General features: G+C 70.9%; 16 protein-coding genes. 10 read left to right on the forward strand and 6 right to left on the reverse strand.

Going from position 1 to position 15706, the window contains the following annotated elements; genetic code table 11:
* Positions 1-50 precede the first annotated feature (50 nt).
* From purM to MR1_RS09235, 4 genes are all read left to right on the forward strand, one after another.
* Positions 51-1154, forward strand: coding sequence for a phosphoribosylformylglycinamidine cyclo-ligase (gene purM, locus MR1_RS09220; protein ID WP_067245322.1), 1104 nt, complete (start codon positions 51-53; stop codon positions 1152-1154).
* A gap of 10 nt (positions 1155-1164) precedes the next feature.
* The gene (gene purF, locus MR1_RS09225) at positions 1165-2643 is read left to right on the forward strand and encodes an amidophosphoribosyltransferase (RefSeq protein ID WP_067245325.1); all 1479 of its coding nucleotides are present in this window, start codon (positions 1165-1167) and stop codon (positions 2641-2643) included.
* Positions 2644-2653: 10 nt separating this feature from the next.
* Positions 2654-3991: an MFS transporter gene (locus MR1_RS09230; protein WP_067245328.1), complete on the forward strand. Its 1338-nt coding sequence runs from the start codon at positions 2654-2656 to the stop codon at positions 3989-3991.
* 110 nt (positions 3992-4101) lie between these two features.
* Positions 4102-4434: a hypothetical protein gene (locus MR1_RS09235; RefSeq protein WP_067245330.1), complete on the forward strand. Its 333-nt coding sequence runs from the start codon at positions 4102-4104 to the stop codon at positions 4432-4434.
* A 248-nt stretch (positions 4435-4682) separates the two neighbouring features.
* Here MR1_RS09235 and MR1_RS09240 read toward each other — a convergent pair whose 3' ends face one another.
* Positions 4683-5537 (reverse strand): MOSC domain-containing protein, encoded by an 855-nt coding sequence (locus MR1_RS09240; RefSeq protein WP_067245333.1) that lies wholly within the window; start codon positions 5535-5537, stop codon positions 4683-4685.
* Positions 5538-5659: 122 nt separating this feature from the next.
* The gene (locus MR1_RS09245; RefSeq protein ID WP_067245335.1) at positions 5660-5848 is read right to left on the reverse strand and encodes a DUF3073 domain-containing protein; all 189 of its coding nucleotides are present in this window, start codon (positions 5846-5848) and stop codon (positions 5660-5662) included.
* A gap of 224 nt (positions 5849-6072) precedes the next feature.
* Here MR1_RS09245 and MR1_RS09250 point away from each other — a divergent pair, with 224 nt between their 5' ends.
* Positions 6073-6540 carry a universal stress protein gene (locus MR1_RS09250; RefSeq protein ID WP_067245364.1) on the forward strand — a complete coding sequence of 156 codons (468 nt, stop codon included), beginning with the start codon at positions 6073-6075 and terminating at the stop codon, positions 6538-6540.
* Between the two features lie 38 nt (positions 6541-6578).
* Here the strand turns inward: MR1_RS09250 and MR1_RS09255 are convergent, their stop codons facing one another.
* Positions 6579-7214, reverse strand: coding sequence for a PadR family transcriptional regulator (locus MR1_RS09255; protein ID WP_067245338.1), 636 nt, complete (start codon positions 7212-7214; stop codon positions 6579-6581).
* Positions 7211-8062, reverse strand: coding sequence for a DUF4097 family beta strand repeat-containing protein (locus MR1_RS09260; RefSeq protein WP_067245341.1), 852 nt, complete (start codon positions 8060-8062; stop codon positions 7211-7213). The genes MR1_RS09255 and MR1_RS09260 overlap by 4 nt, the downstream gene beginning before the upstream one ends.
* A gap of 153 nt (positions 8063-8215) precedes the next feature.
* Between MR1_RS09260 and MR1_RS09265 the strand changes: the two genes are divergently transcribed.
* From MR1_RS09265 to MR1_RS09275, 3 genes are all read left to right on the forward strand, one after another.
* Positions 8216-9013: a MerR family transcriptional regulator gene (locus tag MR1_RS09265; protein WP_067245346.1), complete on the forward strand. Its 798-nt coding sequence runs from the start codon at positions 8216-8218 to the stop codon at positions 9011-9013.
* A gap of 178 nt (positions 9014-9191) precedes the next feature.
* The gene (locus tag MR1_RS09270) at positions 9192-9572 is read left to right on the forward strand and encodes a fluoride efflux transporter FluC (protein ID WP_067245367.1); all 381 of its coding nucleotides are present in this window, start codon (positions 9192-9194) and stop codon (positions 9570-9572) included.
* Positions 9569-9934, forward strand: a complete 366-nt coding sequence (locus MR1_RS09275; RefSeq protein WP_067245349.1) for a fluoride efflux transporter FluC — start codon at positions 9569-9571, stop codon at positions 9932-9934. The genes MR1_RS09270 and MR1_RS09275 overlap by 4 nt, the downstream gene beginning before the upstream one ends.
* Positions 9935-10113: 179 nt before the next feature.
* Here the strand turns inward: MR1_RS09275 and codB are convergent, their stop codons facing one another.
* Positions 10114-11421 carry a cytosine permease gene (gene codB, locus MR1_RS09280; RefSeq protein ID WP_067245351.1) on the reverse strand — a complete coding sequence of 436 codons (1308 nt, stop codon included), beginning with the start codon at positions 11419-11421 and terminating at the stop codon, positions 10114-10116.
* The gene (locus tag MR1_RS09285; RefSeq protein ID WP_067245371.1) at positions 11418-11900 is read right to left on the reverse strand and encodes a nucleoside deaminase; all 483 of its coding nucleotides are present in this window, start codon (positions 11898-11900) and stop codon (positions 11418-11420) included. The genes codB and MR1_RS09285 overlap by 4 nt, the downstream gene beginning before the upstream one ends.
* Before the next feature lie 106 nt (positions 11901-12006).
* Here MR1_RS09285 and MR1_RS09290 point away from each other — a divergent pair, with 106 nt between their 5' ends.
* Both MR1_RS09290 and MR1_RS09295 read left to right on the forward strand, forming a co-directional pair.
* Positions 12007-12615, forward strand: a complete 609-nt coding sequence (locus MR1_RS09290) for a TetR/AcrR family transcriptional regulator (protein ID WP_067245354.1) — start codon at positions 12007-12009, stop codon at positions 12613-12615.
* 15 nt (positions 12616-12630) lie between these two features.
* On the forward strand, positions 12631-15706 hold a 3076-nt coding region (locus MR1_RS09295; RefSeq protein WP_067245357.1), incomplete at its 3' end, for an efflux RND transporter permease subunit.

Genomic DNA, 15706 nt, shown 5'->3' on the forward strand with positions numbered 1-15706 from the left:
GGCCACGTCTCGCGGACCGCACCCGCGGCCCGCGCCGGTAGGCTTGCAGGGTGTCGTCCCACACCTATGCCGCGGCCGGCGTCGACACGGCCGCCGGCGATCGCGCCGTCGAGCTCATGAAGTCCGCCGTCCGTGCCACGCACGGTCCCGAGGTCCTCGGAGGCGTCGGCGGATTCGCCGGCATGTTCGACGCCTCGGCGCTGCTCGGCTACACCCGTCCGCTGCTCGCGTCGAGCACCGACGGCGTCGGCACGAAGGTGGCGATCGCGCAGGCCATCGACAAGCACGACACCATCGGCCACGACCTCGTCGGCATGGTGGTCGACGACATCGTGGTCGTCGGCGCGAAGCCCCTGTTCATGACCGACTACATCGCCTGCGGCAAGGTCTTCCCCGAGCGGATCGCCGACATCGTCCGCGGCATCGCCGAGGCGTGCACGCTGACCGGCACGGCGCTCGTGGGCGGCGAGACGGCGGAGCACCCGGGCCTTCTCGGGATCAACGACTACGACGTGGCCGGTGCGGCGACGGGCGTCGTCGAGGCGGATCGCCTGCTCGGCGCCGAGCGCGTCCAGGACGGCGACGCCGTCCTGGCCCTGGCGTCCAGCGGCCTGCACTCCAACGGCTACTCGCTCGTGCGCCACATCATCGCGAACGCGGGGATCTCGTACGGCGACAACGCCGCGGACCTCGGCGCGACGTGGGGCGAGGCCCTGCTGACCCCCACGCGCCTGTACACGACGCCGCTGCTCGGGATCGCGGAGACGTATGGCGACCGGCTGCACGCTCTCAGCCACGTCACCGGCGGCGGCATCGCGGCGAACCTCGCCCGCGTCCTCCCGCAGGGCAGCTGGGCCGAGGTGGATCGCTCCACGTGGTCTCCTGCTCCGGTCTTCCGGGTGCTCGGCGACATCGCCGGCACGACGCTGGAGTCCAGCGAGGGCACCTGGAACCTGGGGATCGGGTTCCTCGCGGTGGTCGACCAGACCGCCGCCGGCGACATCGCCGCCGCGCTGACGGCGGACGGCATCGACACCTGGCAGGTCGCGACGGTGCGCACCGGCGCCCGTCCGGACGGCGAGTTCGAACAGGGGGCGAAGGGCGTGGACGGCGGAGCCGTGCGCCTGGTCGGCACCTATCGAGAAGGCGAGTGAAACCACCCCTATGTGCGGCATCGTCGGAATGGTCGGGTCCGGCCCGGTCAACCAGGACATCTACGACGCGCTCCTGCTGCTCCAGCATCGAGGACAGGATGCGACCGGCATCGCCACGGCGGAGCCGAGCGGCGTCATGCACATGGCCAAGGCGTCCGGCATGGTCCGGGAGGCCTTCCGCACGAGGGACATGCGCTCCCTGCTCGGAAGCGTCGGCCTCGGCCACGTCCGCTACGCCACCAAGGGCACGGCCTCCAGCGAGGAGGAGGCCCAGCCGTTCTACGTGAACGCGCCGTACGGCATCATCCTCATCCACAACGGCAACCTCACCAACACGCGCGAGCTCACCGCCGACATGGAACAGCGCGACCGGCGCCACCTCAACTCCTCCAGCGACACGGAGCTGCTGCTCAACGTCCTCGCCAATGAGCTGCAGACGACGACCTCTTCGGAGGACCTGGATCCGGAGCGGATCTTCGAGGCGGTGTCCCGCACGCACGACCGGATCGAGGGCGCGTATGCCGTGATCGCGATCATCGCCGGCTACGGCCTGCTCGCGTTCCGCGACCCGTTCGGCATCCGGCCTCTGATCCTGGGCCGTCGCCCCGCGTCGGGCGACGCGCAGGCGGGAAGCCCGGAGCACGAGTGGGTGGTCGCCAGCGAGTCGCTGGTCCTCGAGAACGCCGACTACGAGGTGGTGCGCGAGGTCGCCCCGGGCGAGGCCGTGTTCATCACGAACGACGGCGAGCTGTTCACGCGCCAGTGCGCCCGGGAGACGCGGCTCACCCCCTGTGCGTTCGAGTACGTCTACCTCGCCCGCCCCGACTCCGTGATGAACGGCGTCTCGGTCTACGAGTCGCGGCTGCGGATGGGAGAGCGTCTGGCGGACACGATCGCCAAGCACGTGCCGCTGGACCAGATCGACGTCGTCATGCCGATCCCGGACTCGTCCCGGCCGGCCGCGATGGAGGTGGCCCGCAAGCTCGGGATCGAGTACCGCGAGGGGTTCTACAAGAACCGCTACGTCGGGCGGACGTTCATCATGCCGGGGCAGGCGGTGCGCAAGAAGAGTGTGCGGCAGAAGCTGAACGCGATGTCGACGGAGTTCCGCGGCAAGAACGTCCTGCTCATCGACGACTCGATCGTGCGCGGCACCACCAGCCAGCAGATCATCCAGATGGCGAGGGACGCGGGGGCGAAGTCGGTGATCTTCGCCTCGGCGGCTCCGCCGATCCGCCACCCGCACGTGTACGGCATCAACATGCCCTCCAAGCACGAGCTCGTCGCGTACGGGCGCACGATCCCGGAGATCGCGGAGGTGCTCGGCGCCGACCGCATGGTCTATCAGGAGGTCGAGGACCTCAAGGCCGCCATCATCGAGGGCTCCGACCTCGAGGATCTGGACATGAGCCCCTTCGATGGGCGCTACGTGACCGGGACGGTGACGGAGGAGTACCTCGCCTGGCTCGAGGGGTCGCAGACCTCGTGAGGGGCGCTCGGTGAGCGGCGCCCAGGTGCGCGGGGGGCGCGTGCTGGCGCTCCTCGGGATCGTGCTGTGCGCGTTCTCGCTGCGCTCCGCCGTGGCGTCCCTGTCGCCGGTGGTGGATCACATCGCCGTGGACTTCCCCCTGTCCTCGGCCGTCGTGGGCCTCATCGGCACGGCACCGCCGATCTGCTTCGCGGTCTTCGGCCTGCTGACCCCGCTGTTCGAGCGCAGGCTCGGGCTGGAGCGGGTGGCCGTGATCGCGCTGATCGCCATCACGGCGGGGCTGATCCTGCGCGGCTTCGCCGTCGACTCGATCACGCTGCTGCTGGCCACCGCCCTGGTGTTCGCCGGCGTCGGCATGGGCAACATCCTCCTGCCGCCCCTGGTGAAGAAGTACTTCCCCGACCGGCTGGGCGCCATGATGACCGTCTACACGACGGCGATGGCGTTCTCGACCTTCCTTCCTCCGCTCGTGGCCGTGCCGGTCGCGGATGCCGCGGGCTGGCGGTTCTCCCTCGCGCTGTGGGCGGCGTTCGCGGTCACGGGGCTCATCCCGTGGCTGCTGCTGATCCTCCGTGAGCGCGCGGTCGGGCGGGTCGAGGCCGCCGCCCCTCCGGCGCCGGCGAAGCGCGCGGACGACGAGCGCTTCCTCGCCGAGATCGAGGACGAGCAGGCGGAGCTGGACCCGGCGGTGGTGGGCACCGGCCCGATCGTCGTGGTCCCGGCGAGCTCACGCATCTTCGCGCGGGTCGCGGGCGTGCCGCTGTCCTGGGCGATCGCCCTCGTGTTCGGGACGTCGTCGACGATGGCGTACGTCGCGTTCGCGTGGCTTCCGACCATCGTGATCGACCAGGCCGGGGTGAGCCCGGCGACGGCGGGCCTGCTGCTGTCGTTCTTCGCGTTCATCGGACTTCCCGGTTCCCTGATCGTGCCGGTGCTGATCGTCCGCCTGCAGGCGACCCTGCCGCTGTATCTGTTCGGGGTGCTCGGCGGCTTCGTCGGGCTCATGGGGCTGCTGTTCGCGCCGTCGCCGACGCTCGTGTGGCTGTGGGTGGGTCTGTACGGCCTGGTCGGCATGCTCTTCCCCCTCGCGCTCGTGCTGATCAGCATCCGGGCGAGGACCCCCGCGAGCGCCGTCGCGCTCAGCGGGTTCGCGCAGAGCGCGGGCTACACGCTGGCGGCGATCTTCCCCCTTCTCATCGGCATGCTGCACGACACCACGGGCGGGTGGCAGGTGCCCCTGATCGTCGTGGCGTCCATGCTCGTCGTCTCGGTGCCCGCGGGCATCTACGTCAGCCGCCGCCGCACGGTGGAGGACGACTGGGAGCGTCGGCACGCCCGCCAGTGGTGAGGCCCTGTCTGTCGGTATTTCGGCGGGGGTGCCGTAGACCTGTGCGTTCGGGCCCTCTAGCCTCGGTCCAGGACGACGCGCCGCGTCGGACCGGGCGAGCAAGGGGGGCAATGGTGAACGCGGCGGATCGGTTCATCGCACGGCGGGGGCTGGAGACGGACGACGGATCGTTGGCGGTGGAGTTCTGGTTCGTGGACGACGATTTCGAAGCGTCCGCAGCGTATCGCCTCGTGCGCGCGGACGGCACCGTGCTCCAGGAGATGACGTTCCACGGCGTCGACGACGTCCAGGCACTCCTGTTCGCTCTTGCCGGTGCCGGAGATTATCTTCACCGGTTCGTCCCGTCGGCGTCCTGGATCGACGGCGATGGCCCGCGGCTGATGCGGACGGTCCCGAAGGAATCGCGCACGGGCTCGGCGATCTGGCAGGCGGCGACCGACTGAGCCGTGTCCCCGCCGCTCCGCGTGCCGCGCGCCCTCGTGCCAATGCGTCGGAACAGGCAGACGCGCGAGAACAGGCAGACGCGAGAACAGGCAGACGCGAGAACAGGCAGACGCGCGAGAACAGGCAGATCTGCGGTGAGTGTGCCTGATGTCGCGTGATCGCCTGATGTGGCGAGCGCGAACGCGGGCGACGGGAGTGAGGCGAGGGGCGCGGGGAGAGGGGAGCGGAGTCAGCCCACGGGCGCGGATCAGGCGAGGAGGACCTCGTCGCCGACGCGGATCACGCCGCTGACCGGGGAGTCCGCGCTGCCGGCGTCGCCGACGCGGCCGCTGCTGTCGCCGACGGGGAGCAGCATGCGGCCGAGCGTCGGCTCGGGCTGATCGAACGCCGTCGTCAGGGTCGTCAGCACCTTCGCGTCCCGGATGCCCGTGTCGGGGTTCGCGTGGGTCGCGAGGCATCGGGCGAGCGTGCCCTCCAGCGTGAACGTGACCTCGCCGATCCGCAGGCGCCCCTGCCACTCAAGCTCGTCCCAGGCGCCGACGCCCTCGATCACGACGTTCGAGCGGAAGCGCCGGTCGTCGACCTCCTGGCCGAGCGCTCCGCCGAGCGCCGCGACGCTCTCCCTGCTGTGCAGCGTCACGTACCCACGGGCCTGGTCCTGGAAGCGCGAGGCGATGCCGTCGCCGAGGAGGGAGAGCGGGAGGCGGCCGGGACGCTGCAGGCGCCTGCCCTCCGGTGACGCCAGGACGTAGTCGGTGACCGCGGACTCGATCTCGGCGCGGCCGGCGTCATCCAGCCCGGCGTCGACGAGCACGGCGTCGTCCCGGCTGATGCGGACGCGGAGCGCCTCGTCGTCGTAGTCGAGCCGGAGCGCGGCGAGGGAGGGGAACTCCTGCAGCGCCAGGCCCTTGGACTTCGCCCACCGGTCGAGGCCGTCCCGGTCCTCCGGCTGCGTCGCGTCCGCGAAGCGGAACGCCAGAACCCGGTCGCCTGCGATCCGGCCGTCGGCCTGGACCGTCAGGGAGTCGCACGACTGCGGAGTGAAGCTCTTGACGGGATGGCGATACAGGGCGACGACGCGAGCGGGGGCGCGGTGGGGCATGTCGTCCATCCTCCCAGGCGCCGGGCGGCGCCGAGGACGAGGGGCGCTCTGTCCCGGACAACGAGGAAGCCCTGACCGGTGAGCGCTGCGGCTCGCCGGTCAGGGCGACGGGTCGAGGGAGGTCACGCCCGCTCGAGCTCGTCCTCGTCTTCGTCCGCGTACTGGTCGGCCCACTTGTCGACGTAGGCGTCCTCGTCGCTCTGCGGGTGACCGAGCTCGCGCTCCAACGCGGCGTAGTTCACGTCCGGACTGTACGCCTTGAGTTCGCGGGCGATCTTCGTGTGTTTTGCCTTCTGACGGCCACGGCCCATGCGCGAGACCCCCTTACTGTAAGCAGCGGGCGGAACGGGGCCCGATGTTTATTCACGGCACCGGCTCGCGGCCGGTAAGAGTAGCATTCAGGATAGCACGGAGGCCAGGGCCCCCGGCCTCGATCGCGCCAGCGAAGGGAAGTGATGACGTGTCCGACACCGCCCCCACCCCCAACGAGGACGACCTCCAGAACCCCCGGCTGCACCACGCCGTGATCGTCGCGATGCAGCCCGATCAGCCGGCGCGCGTGCTGTCGGAGGGGATCCGTTACGCCCGTCTCCTCGACGTCCCGCTGGTCGTCGTGCACGTCGACGTCACGCGGTTCGTGACCTACGAGGATCCCGACGGCTACGTCCACTCCGCCCCCATCGACATGAACATCGACGCGGGCGTCGCGGAGTTCGAGAGCGTCCGCGCCGCCGCCGAGGAGGCGCTCGCCGGCACCGGCCTCACCTGGACCGCCCGTCAGCTCGTGGGCGATCCCGCCCTGGCCATCAAGCAGCTCGCCGGCAAGCTCGACGCGCAGCTCATCGTGGTCGGGACGCGGCGTCGCGGACTCGGGGAGTCGATCCGCGAGTTCTTCACCGGATCCGTCGCCGCGCGGCTCTCGCATCGTCAGTCCCGCCCGATCCTCGTCGTGCCGCTGGAGGACCCCGTCCCGGACGACCAGAAGGAGATCTGGACGGAGTAGCGCGCGCCGGGTCGGCGATTCGTCTCGCTGGCGCTCGCTCACCGACCGGGCGGGGGCGTGATGCCGATCGTCACCGCGCGGGCGGCGGCGTCGAGCGCCTCCTCGAGATCGGTGACGACCGATTCGGACAGCACTCCGCCGCGGGCCACATGCGTCCGCAGATCGGTGCGCACCCGTGCGCGGAAGGCGTTGATCGCGGCGTCGGCGCGGTGGAGCTGCTCCCGGCTGGTGAACCGGGCGTCGTCGGACGCGGAGCGCGGACGCGGGCGCGACGCCGAGGCGATGCGCTCGTCGTGGGCGGCGGAGGCGAGATCGGCCCGGAGGCTCTTCATGGCGTCCTGCACGCTCTGGCGCACCTCGTTGGCGATCAGGCGCACCGAGTCCGCCAGCCCCGCCTCGATCCCGGCGATGTCGTCCTCCCGGGAGGCGAGCTCGGCGCGTCCGGCGTCGGTGATCGCGTAGATCGAGGTGCGTCCGTCGACGGTCTTCGTCACCAGCCCCTCCTCTTCCAGTTTCGCGAGCCGGGGATAGATCGTGCCCGCGCTCGGGGTGTACGTCCCGCCCGTGCGATCCGTGAGCGCCTGGATGATGCCGTAGCCGTGCTGCGGCGACTCCGCGAGCAGGGACAGCAGGTACAGGCGCAGGTCGCCGTGCGAGAAGACCGCGGGGCTCACAGCAGGTCCTCCCCGTCGGCGGTGAAGGCGACCGGGTCCTCGGCGGCGCTGCGGCGCAGCACGGTCACGTCGCCGGAGACGGTGTTGGTGCGCAGGTCCACGAAGGATCCTGCGAGCTCGCCGGTGCGCCCCGTGTAGTTCGTGGGGCCGCTGGATCCGCGATCCACGCCGTCCACGAGCAGGCGTCCGCTCATCGAGCGCAGGACGTAGTTGGCGGCCAGGCCCTCGTCGAGGCGGATGGTCGCGTTGCCGGAGACGCTGTTCAGGTTCACCGTGTTCACGGGGCCGGTCGCGTCGATGACCATCGCGCCGGACACCGTGTCGATGGTGGCCTTGCGCAGCGTACCGGTGAGCGCGATGTCGCCGGAGACGCTGTTGGCGTTGGCGGAGCCGGCCAGCCCGCGCACCTGCACGTCGCCGGAGACCGAGTTGATCGTGAGGTCGCCCGTGTGGGTGTCGACGATGATGTCGCCGGAGACGGTGTTCAGGCGCGCGTCCTTCTCGATGCCCGAGACGAGGGCGCCGGCGCTGACGACGCCGAGGGTGAGGGCGATGCCGCGGGGGACGGCCACGCTGACCTCCGCCTTGGGGCCGCCGGAGCCGAAGTTGCGGAACACCTCGAGGAAGTTGTCCCACCCCAGCTGGGGGTGGTCGATCTCCACCTCCGACCCGTCGGACTCGATCCGCAGGTCCTTGGTCGTGACGCCGTGCACCTCGATGCGGATGCCCGGCTCGTCGTGGGCGATGACGTCGATCTGGCCGCCGACGAGGCCGATCTTCAGGCGGGCGGCGCTCTCGATGTCGATGACGCGCTCCTCACCGGGGGCGATGAGCCATTTCTCGGTCATGGGGTTCTCCTGTCGTGGCGATCGAGATATATCGTGTCCGATGAGCGTAACACGATATATCTCGATCTTGTCAAGAGGGTGCGCGGAGCCGGGCTTGACATTGACGCTACGTCAACTTTTACCGTGGAGACATCGACACGGGAAGGAGACGAGATGGCAGGTCGGGACTGGTCGATCCAGGAGATCGCGCGCCTCGCCGGCACGACGAGCAGGACGCTGCGTCACTACGACGACATCGGGCTGCTCCCGCCGACGCGGATCGCCCCGAACGGGTACCGGCACTACGACGAGCGCGCGCTCGTGCGTCTGCAGCGGATCCTCCTGCTGCGCGAGCTCGGGCTCGGACTGCCGCAGATCGCGACCGTGCTCGATCCGTCGCGCGCGTCCCGGGCCTCGGACTCCGAGGCCTCCGCGCTCGAGACGCACCTCGCGTGGCTGCGCGAGGAGCAGGACCGGCTGACGCGGCAGATCGCGTCGGTCGAGAACACCATCACCGCATTGAGAGGAGGTGAGAACCTCATGGCAGAGAACATGTTCGACGGCTTCGACCACACGCAGTACAAGGACGAGGTCGAGCAGCGCTGGGGCACCCAGGCGTACGCCGACGGCGACCGCTGGTGGCGGGGGATGTCCGACGAGGAGCGCGCCGCGTGGCAGCAGCGCGTCTCCGACCTCGGTCGCGACTGGATCGCGGCCGCGGAGAGCGGCATCGATCCGGCCTCCGAGGAGGCGCAGAGCCTCGCCCGCCGCCACGTGGAGTGGCTCACGGGGGTCCCCGGGACGCCCGCCGCCGTTCCCGGCGGAGACGTGAAGGGGTACGTGATCGGCCTCGGCGAGATGTACGTCGCCGACCCGCGCTTCGGCGCGAACTACGCGACGTCCGACGGGAGCACCCGCGGCGCCGAGTTCGTCCGCGACGCGCTCCGCGTCTACGCGGAGGCGAACCTGTAGCCGTGCACCGGCGTGGCAGGACGGGGCGCCGCGGGCCGAGAGCCTGCGGCGCCCCGTCCTGCGTCGTCGCCTCGTGCGTCCGCGCCGTGGACATCGGCGCGGTTCGCTCCGGCCCTCCCTCTGCGGACCGGGTCGGTCGGGTCGGTTCTGTGCCGCCCGCGGGAATAGAGTGGCGGGCGTGACCCGCTCCCGACTCGCGCCCGTGCTGCTCGTCGCAGCCGGGGGCACGATCGGGACGGCCGCGCGACTCGGTCTGGGGCTCGTGATCCCCGAGTCCGACGGCCTGCCCGTCCCCATCCTCGTCGCGAACCTGCTCGGTGCCTTCTGCCTCGGGCTCGTCGCGGCGCGCCTTCCCGGTTCGTCGGGGATGCGGTTGTTCCTCGGCACCGGGCTGCTGGGCGGGTTCACGACCTACAGTGCCTTCACCGTCGGGACGATCACGCTCGCCGAGACGGCGCCCTGGCTCGCGGCCGCGTACGCGGTCGGGAGCGTGATCCTCGGGATCGCCGCCGCAGCCGCGGGCCTGCGCATCGCCCGGCCGCGGAGGGGGCGGGCATGACGCCGCTGCTGTTCGCCGTCGCGGCGCTCGCCGGGGGAGCCGGGGCCGTGGTCCGCTACCTCGTCGACCGGGGTGTCGCCCGCCTCGTCGGCGCGCGCTTCCCGTGGGGCGTCTTCCTCATCAACGTCTCGGGATCCTTCGCCCTGGGCTGGATCACCGCCCAGCTGCCGTCGGACGCGACTTTCGTCCTCGGCGCCGGATTCCTCGGCGGGTACACGACGTTCAGCACGGCGATGCTCGACGTCGTCGCGCTGTGGCGCGACGGGGAGCGCGGCGCGGCACTGTTCCACTCCGCCGGCATGCTGGTGGCCGGAATCCTCGCCGCCATCGCCGGACTCGCGACCGGCGCCGCGCTGCGCTGAGCCGGGGCGTCTCGTCGCTGCACTCCTCGCTCAACGACCGGTGCGGTGATCCCCTCGGTCGTTGAGCGAGCGGAGCGAGTCGAAACGTGCTGGGCCGGGTGACATTTCGTCTCGTCGCTGCGCTCCTCGCTCAACGACCGGGACTCGCTGCCCTCCTCGGTCGACGACCGGTGGGCGGGTCAGCGCGGACGACGCGGCGAGAGGCGGGACAGCGCCATCGACAGCACGAGCGCGACGAGGATGCCGATCACGGGCGGGATCCCGAACCCGGTCTGCCCGGACACCCAGGCGGCTGCGCACGCGAGCGCGTAGGCGGCGAGGTTCACCGGATTGACCCGCGGGAGCGGCTCACCCTCGGGCATCTGGGTCCGCCGCCAGCGGGCCAGGTAGTCGCCGACGATCACGCCGCCGAGCGGCGGGATGAAGGTGCCGAGCAGGCCCAGATACTGCGGCAGGTGCTCGTGCACGCCGGCGAGCGCCAGGACCGTGCCGATGACGGACCCGCCGATCACGAACGGGATCTTGCTCGGCTTCTCGAAGAGCTCCGCGCCCGCGACCCCGAACGCGTACGCGGTGTCCGCGTTCGACTTCCAGAGGTTGCCGAACAGCAGGAACAGCCCCCAGCCGACCAGTCCCAGCTGGTACAGCACCAGCACGAAGTCGCCCTCGCCGAACGTGATCGCCCCGATCGCGCCGAAGAAGATCATGAGGCCGTTGCCGATGAGGAACCCGACGAGGCACGCGACGACGGCCTGTCCGCCCGTGCGCCCGAACCGGGTCCAGTTCGGCGCCTGCGTGCCCGCGGAGACGAAGGTGCCCACCACGGTGGTCACGGCGGCGGCGAGGGACATCGACGCGGTCGGGTGGATCGCGGCGAGCCCGGCCCAGCCGCCCACCTCGTCGAGGGAGCGGAACATCACCCAGAAGGCGAGGATCAGGACGAGGGGCGTGGAGACGAGCGACACCCAGTACATGCCGCGGTACCCGTAGCAGGCGGTGGCGCACATCAGCGCGCTGACGGCGACCATGATCGCGGCACGGGCGGGATACGAGTCCCACCCGAACGCCTGCGCCGTGAGGTCGCCGATGGTCCCGATCACCACCCCGTACCAGCCGATCTGCGTCCCGCCCAGAAGGACGGAGGCGAGCTTGGAGCCGCGGGTGCCGAGCGCGTACCGCGCCATGACCACCGTCGTGAGCCCCGTGCGGGCTCCGATCCAGCCCAGCACGGCCACATAGGCGCCCAGCACGAGGGACCCGAGCAGGATGATGAGCAGCAGGTCGCTGAGTCCGAAGGACGTGCCGAGCGTCGCCCCCGCCAGCATCGTCGGCGTGAAGATCGTGAAGCCCAGCAGCACGACCATGAGGGAGAAGAATCCCTTGCGCGCGTGTCGCGGCACGGGGGTGACCGGATAGTCCGGATCCACGGGAGCGGGCGGAGCGGCCTCCTCCTCGGAGGGACCGGTGGTCCGACCGGGAGCGCTCACGCGCGGGGGCCGAGGTCGCTCGCCTCGACGCCGATGTCCTCGGCCCAGAGCTCGGGACGCTCGGTCATCATCCGGTCCATGAGGGCGATGCAGGCCTCGTCGTCGGCGACGACGAGCTCCTTGCCGTTCGAGCGGAGCCAGTCCTCCGACTCCTGGAAGGAGCGGTTCTCACCGATCACGATGCGGGGGATCTCGTAGAGCGTCGCGGTCCCGGCGCACATGTAGCACGGCGAGAGGGTGGTGTAGAGGACGCTCTCCCGATACACGCTCGCGGGCAGGCGCCCGGCGTTCTCGAGGCAGTCGGTCTCCCCGTGGCGGATGACGCTGCCCATCTGCACCCGGCGGTTGCGGCCGACGGCCAGCACCTCACCGCGGTGCACGAGCGCCGCGCCGATCGGGATGCCGCCCTCGTCCCATCCGATCCGGGCCTGCTCGATCGCCAGGTCCAGGAATCGTCGGTCGTCCGCGCTCAGCTGCATGGTCTCCATCGTATCGACGACCCGGCCCCGACCCCGCGGGCGGGACCGCTCTCAGCCCGGGCACAAGCGCCTAATGTACAAACGTACAGACCAGGGGAGGCGCGGAATGGGACAGGTGCGGCGACGGCGGGATCCCGAGGCGCGCCGCCGCGCGATCGTGACCGCCGCCGCGGAGCTCGTGACCGAGGTCGGCGTGGACGCCATGACGCACCGGATGGTCGCCGCCCGTGCCGGCGTCCCGCTCGGCGCGACCACCCAGTACTTCGACACGCTCGACGATCTGCGCGCGGCGGCCCTCGCGCACCTCGCCGAGGAGATCGACGCGCGCGTCGACGGCGTCCGGGTCGCGCTGGAAGAGCAGGGGGCGAGCGCCCGGTCGATCACGCGCCTTCTCGTCGCCGCGCTCGCCGACGCCCGCACTCTCCAGGCCGACCGTGCGGTGGTGACCGCCGCCGTGCACGACCCGTCCGTGCGTGAGCTCGCGCGGCGCTGGTGGGCGCGCATGGCCGGCTTCCTCGAGCCGGTGCACGGTCCGCGTCGCGCCGAGACCGCCGCGATCTTCATCGACGGCGTCCTGTGGCATTCTCTGATCAGCGACACTCCCCCCGACGAGCCGACGATTGAGGCCGGCCTGGCCGCGATCCTCGGCGAGACGGGACGTTCCCCCGGCGCCGCCGACCCCTCCGCGTCCGATATCCCCGCCCGCGCATCCTGAACCGAGAGAGCATCCGTGTCCAAGCTCGCCGTCCTCAGTCTCCGCAACCGCGCGCTCATCGCGCTCATCACCATCGTCGCCGCCGTCTTCGGCGGGATCTCCCTGACCACGTTGAAGCAGGAGCTCATCCCGTCCATCGAGTTCCCGCAGCTCGCGATCGTCGCGCAGTACCCCGGCGCCTCTCCGGAGGTCGTCGAGAACGACCTGTCGACGCCGATCGAGACGGCCATCCAGGGCGTGCCCGGACTGGATTCGTCGACCGCGACGAGCACCGCCAACGCCTCGATCATCCAGGCCTCGTTCGCGTACGGCACGGACCTCGCGACCGCCGAGCAGAAGATCACGCAGGCCATCGGCCGGATCAAGGCGCAGCTGCCCGAGGACGTCGATCCGCAGGTGATCGCCGCGAGCATCGACGACTTCCCCGTCATCCAGCTCGCCGTGACCGGTTTCGACGACGCCGACGCCGCGCAGCAGCGGATCACCGACACGGTGATCCCGAAGATCGAGGACCTGGACGGGGTCAACGCCGCCTCGCTCGTCGGCGGTCAGGGCAAGCGCATCACGATCACGCCGGATCAGGCGGCGCTGGCCCAGGCCGGGACGACGCCGCAGGCGATCCGGGACGCGCTCGAGCAGAACGGCGCGCTCTTCCCCGGTGGCTCCATCACGCAGGGCGACGAGACGCTCACCGTGCAGACGGGGGACAAGCTCACCTCCGTCGAGCAGCTCCAGGCGCTGCCGCTGGTCGGGACGCCCACGACTCTCGGCGCGGTGGCGAGCGTCGAGCTCGCGGACGACCCGGTCACGTCGATCTCGCGCGTGGACGGGGAGCCGGCACTGACGATCGCCGTCACCAAGCTCCCCTCCGCGAACACGGTCGACGTCTCGCGCGCCGTGACGGAGCTGCTCCCGAGCCTCGCGGACGACCTGGACGGCGCGACCTTCACGACCGTCTTCGACCAGGCGCCGTACATCCAGCAGTCGATCGAGTCGCTCGCGCAGGAGGGTCTGCTCGGCCTGGTCTTCGCGGTGGTCGTGATCCTCGTGTTCCTGCTGTCGGTGCGCTCGACGCTCGTCACCGCGATCTCGATCCCGACCAGCGTGCTCATCACCTTCATCGGGATCCAGGCCTTCGGCTACTCCCTCAACATCCTCACGCTCGGCGCGCTCACCATCGCGATCGGGCGGGTCGTGGACGACTCCATCGTCGTGATCGAGAACATCAAGCGCCACTACGTGGGCGACGCCGACAAGCAGGCGTCCATCCTCCTCGCCGTGCGCGAGGTCGCGATGGCGATCACCGCGTCCACCCTGACCACCGTGGCGGTGTTCCTGCCGATCGCGTTCGTGGGCGACATGACCGGCGAGCTGTTCCGTCCGTTCGCGCTCACCGTCACCATCGCGATGTCCGCGTCCCTGTTCGTCGCGCTGACGATCGTGCCCGTGCTCGCGTACTGGTTCCTGCGACCGGGCAAGCCGCTGCTCGACGCGGACGGCCGGGCGATCGATCCGGAGCACCCGGACGCCCCGCCCTCGCGGCTGCAGAAGTCGTACATTCCGATCCTGGCATGGACGCTCCGCCACTCCTGGGCGACCCTGGGCCTCGCCGTCGTCGTGCTGGTCGGGACGATCGCCGCCGCGCCGCTGATGAAGGTGAACTTCCTCGGCGACTCCGGACAGAACACGTTCACGATGACGCAGTCGCTCGGCGAGGCGCCGAGTCTGGAGGCGGAGGACGCCGCCGCGCAGAAGGTGGAGGAGGCGCTGAAGGACGTCCCCGGGATCGAGACCGTGCAGGTCTCGATCGGCTCCAGCGGCTCGGCGCTGCGCGACGCGTTCTCCGGGGGAGGGTCGGGCGTCACGTACTCCATCACGACCGATGCCGACGCCGACCAGGAGACGGTCCGCGCCGACGTCCAGGAAGCGGTGAAGGACCTGGCGGACGTCGGCGAGATCACGGTCGCCGCCGGCGGAGGCGGCTTCGCGTCCTCGGACGTGGAGATCGACGTGTCCGCGCCGGACTCCGAGACCCTCGCGACGGCGACCGACGCCCTCGTCGCCGAGCTGACCGATGCGGACGGCGTGCGTCAGGTCTCGAGCAACCTGTCCGCATCCCTGCCGTTCGTGGCCGTGCAGGTCGATCGGGCCGCGGCGGCGACGTACGGTCTGAGCGAGGTCGCGGTCGGCGGGATGGTCTCCCAGGCGATGCGCCCGCAGCAGGTCGGCACGGTCGAGATCGACGGATCCTCGCTGACGGTCTATCTGCAGTCGGCGAACCCGCCTGCGACGATCGACGAGCTCAAGGCCCTCGCCGTGCCGACGCCGTTCGGCATGCTGCGCCTGGACCAGATCGCTGCGGTGCAGGAGAGCGAGAGCCCCGCGTCGATCACCACCCAGCGCGGGCAGCGCACGGCGACCATCACCGTCACCCCCGAGGGCGACGACCTGAACGCCGCGTCCGCGACCGTGACCGCCGCGATCGACGACGCGAAGCTGCCTTCCGGCGCAGACGCGAAGCTGGGCGGGGTGCTCACCCAGCAGCAGGACGCGTTCGTCCAGCTGGGGATCGCGATGCTCGCGGCGATCCTCATCGTGTACATCGTCATGGTGGCGACGTTCCGCTCGCTCCGTCAGCCGCTGCTGCTGCTGGTGTCGGTGCCGTTCGCTGCGACCGGGGCGATCCTGCTGCAGATCGTGACGGGCGTTCCCCTCGGGGTGGCGTCGCTGATCGGCGTGCTGATGCTCATCGGCATCGTCGTGACGAACGCGATCGTGCTCGTGGACCTTGTGAACCAGTACCGCGAGAAGGGGATGAGCGCCCACGACGCGACGATCGCGGGGGGATCGCGGCGACTGCGCCCGATCCTCATGACCGCGCTCGCGACGATCTTCGCGCTGACCCCGATGGCACTCGGGATCACCGGCCACGGCGGGTTCATCTCCCAGCCGCTCGCGATCGTGGTGATCGGCGGACTCGTGTCCTCGACCGTGCTGACCCTGCTCGTCCTCCCGACCCTCTACAACCTCGTGGAGGGCGCGAGGGAGCGCCGCCGGGCGCGCCGCGGCGACGCCCCGGACGGACGCGGGG

The sequence above is a fragment of the Microbacterium resistens NBRC 103078 genome (assembly GCF_001552355.1).
GTDB classification, from domain to species: Bacteria; Actinomycetota; Actinomycetes; order Actinomycetales; family Microbacteriaceae; genus Microbacterium; species Microbacterium resistens.

Coding starts and splice junctions, on each gene's coding strand:
- purF (WP_067245325.1), top strand. CDS start 1,165: ATGTGCGGCATCGTCGGAATGGTCGGGTCCGGCCCGGTCAACCAGGAC.
- MR1_RS09235 (WP_067245330.1), top strand. CDS start 4,102: ATGGTGAACGCGGCGGATCGGTTCATCGCACGGCGGGGGCTGGAGACG.
- MR1_RS09240 (WP_067245333.1), bottom strand. CDS start 5,537: ATGCCCCACCGCGCCCCCGCTCGCGTCGTCGCCCTGTATCGCCATCCC.
- MR1_RS09245 (WP_067245335.1), bottom strand. CDS start 5,848: ATGGGCCGTGGCCGTCAGAAGGCAAAACACACGAAGATCGCCCGCGAA.
- MR1_RS09250 (WP_067245364.1), top strand. CDS start 6,073: ATGCAGCCCGATCAGCCGGCGCGCGTGCTGTCGGAGGGGATCCGTTAC.
- MR1_RS09260 (WP_067245341.1), bottom strand. CDS start 8,062: ATGACCGAGAAATGGCTCATCGCCCCCGGTGAGGAGCGCGTCATCGAC.
- MR1_RS09265 (WP_067245346.1), top strand. CDS start 8,216: ATGGCAGGTCGGGACTGGTCGATCCAGGAGATCGCGCGCCTCGCCGGC.
- MR1_RS09275 (WP_067245349.1), top strand. CDS start 9,569: ATGACGCCGCTGCTGTTCGCCGTCGCGGCGCTCGCCGGGGGAGCCGGG.
- MR1_RS09285 (WP_067245371.1), bottom strand. CDS start 11,900: ATGCAGCTGAGCGCGGACGACCGACGATTCCTGGACCTGGCGATCGAG.
- MR1_RS09290 (WP_067245354.1), top strand. CDS start 12,007: ATGGGACAGGTGCGGCGACGGCGGGATCCCGAGGCGCGCCGCCGCGCG.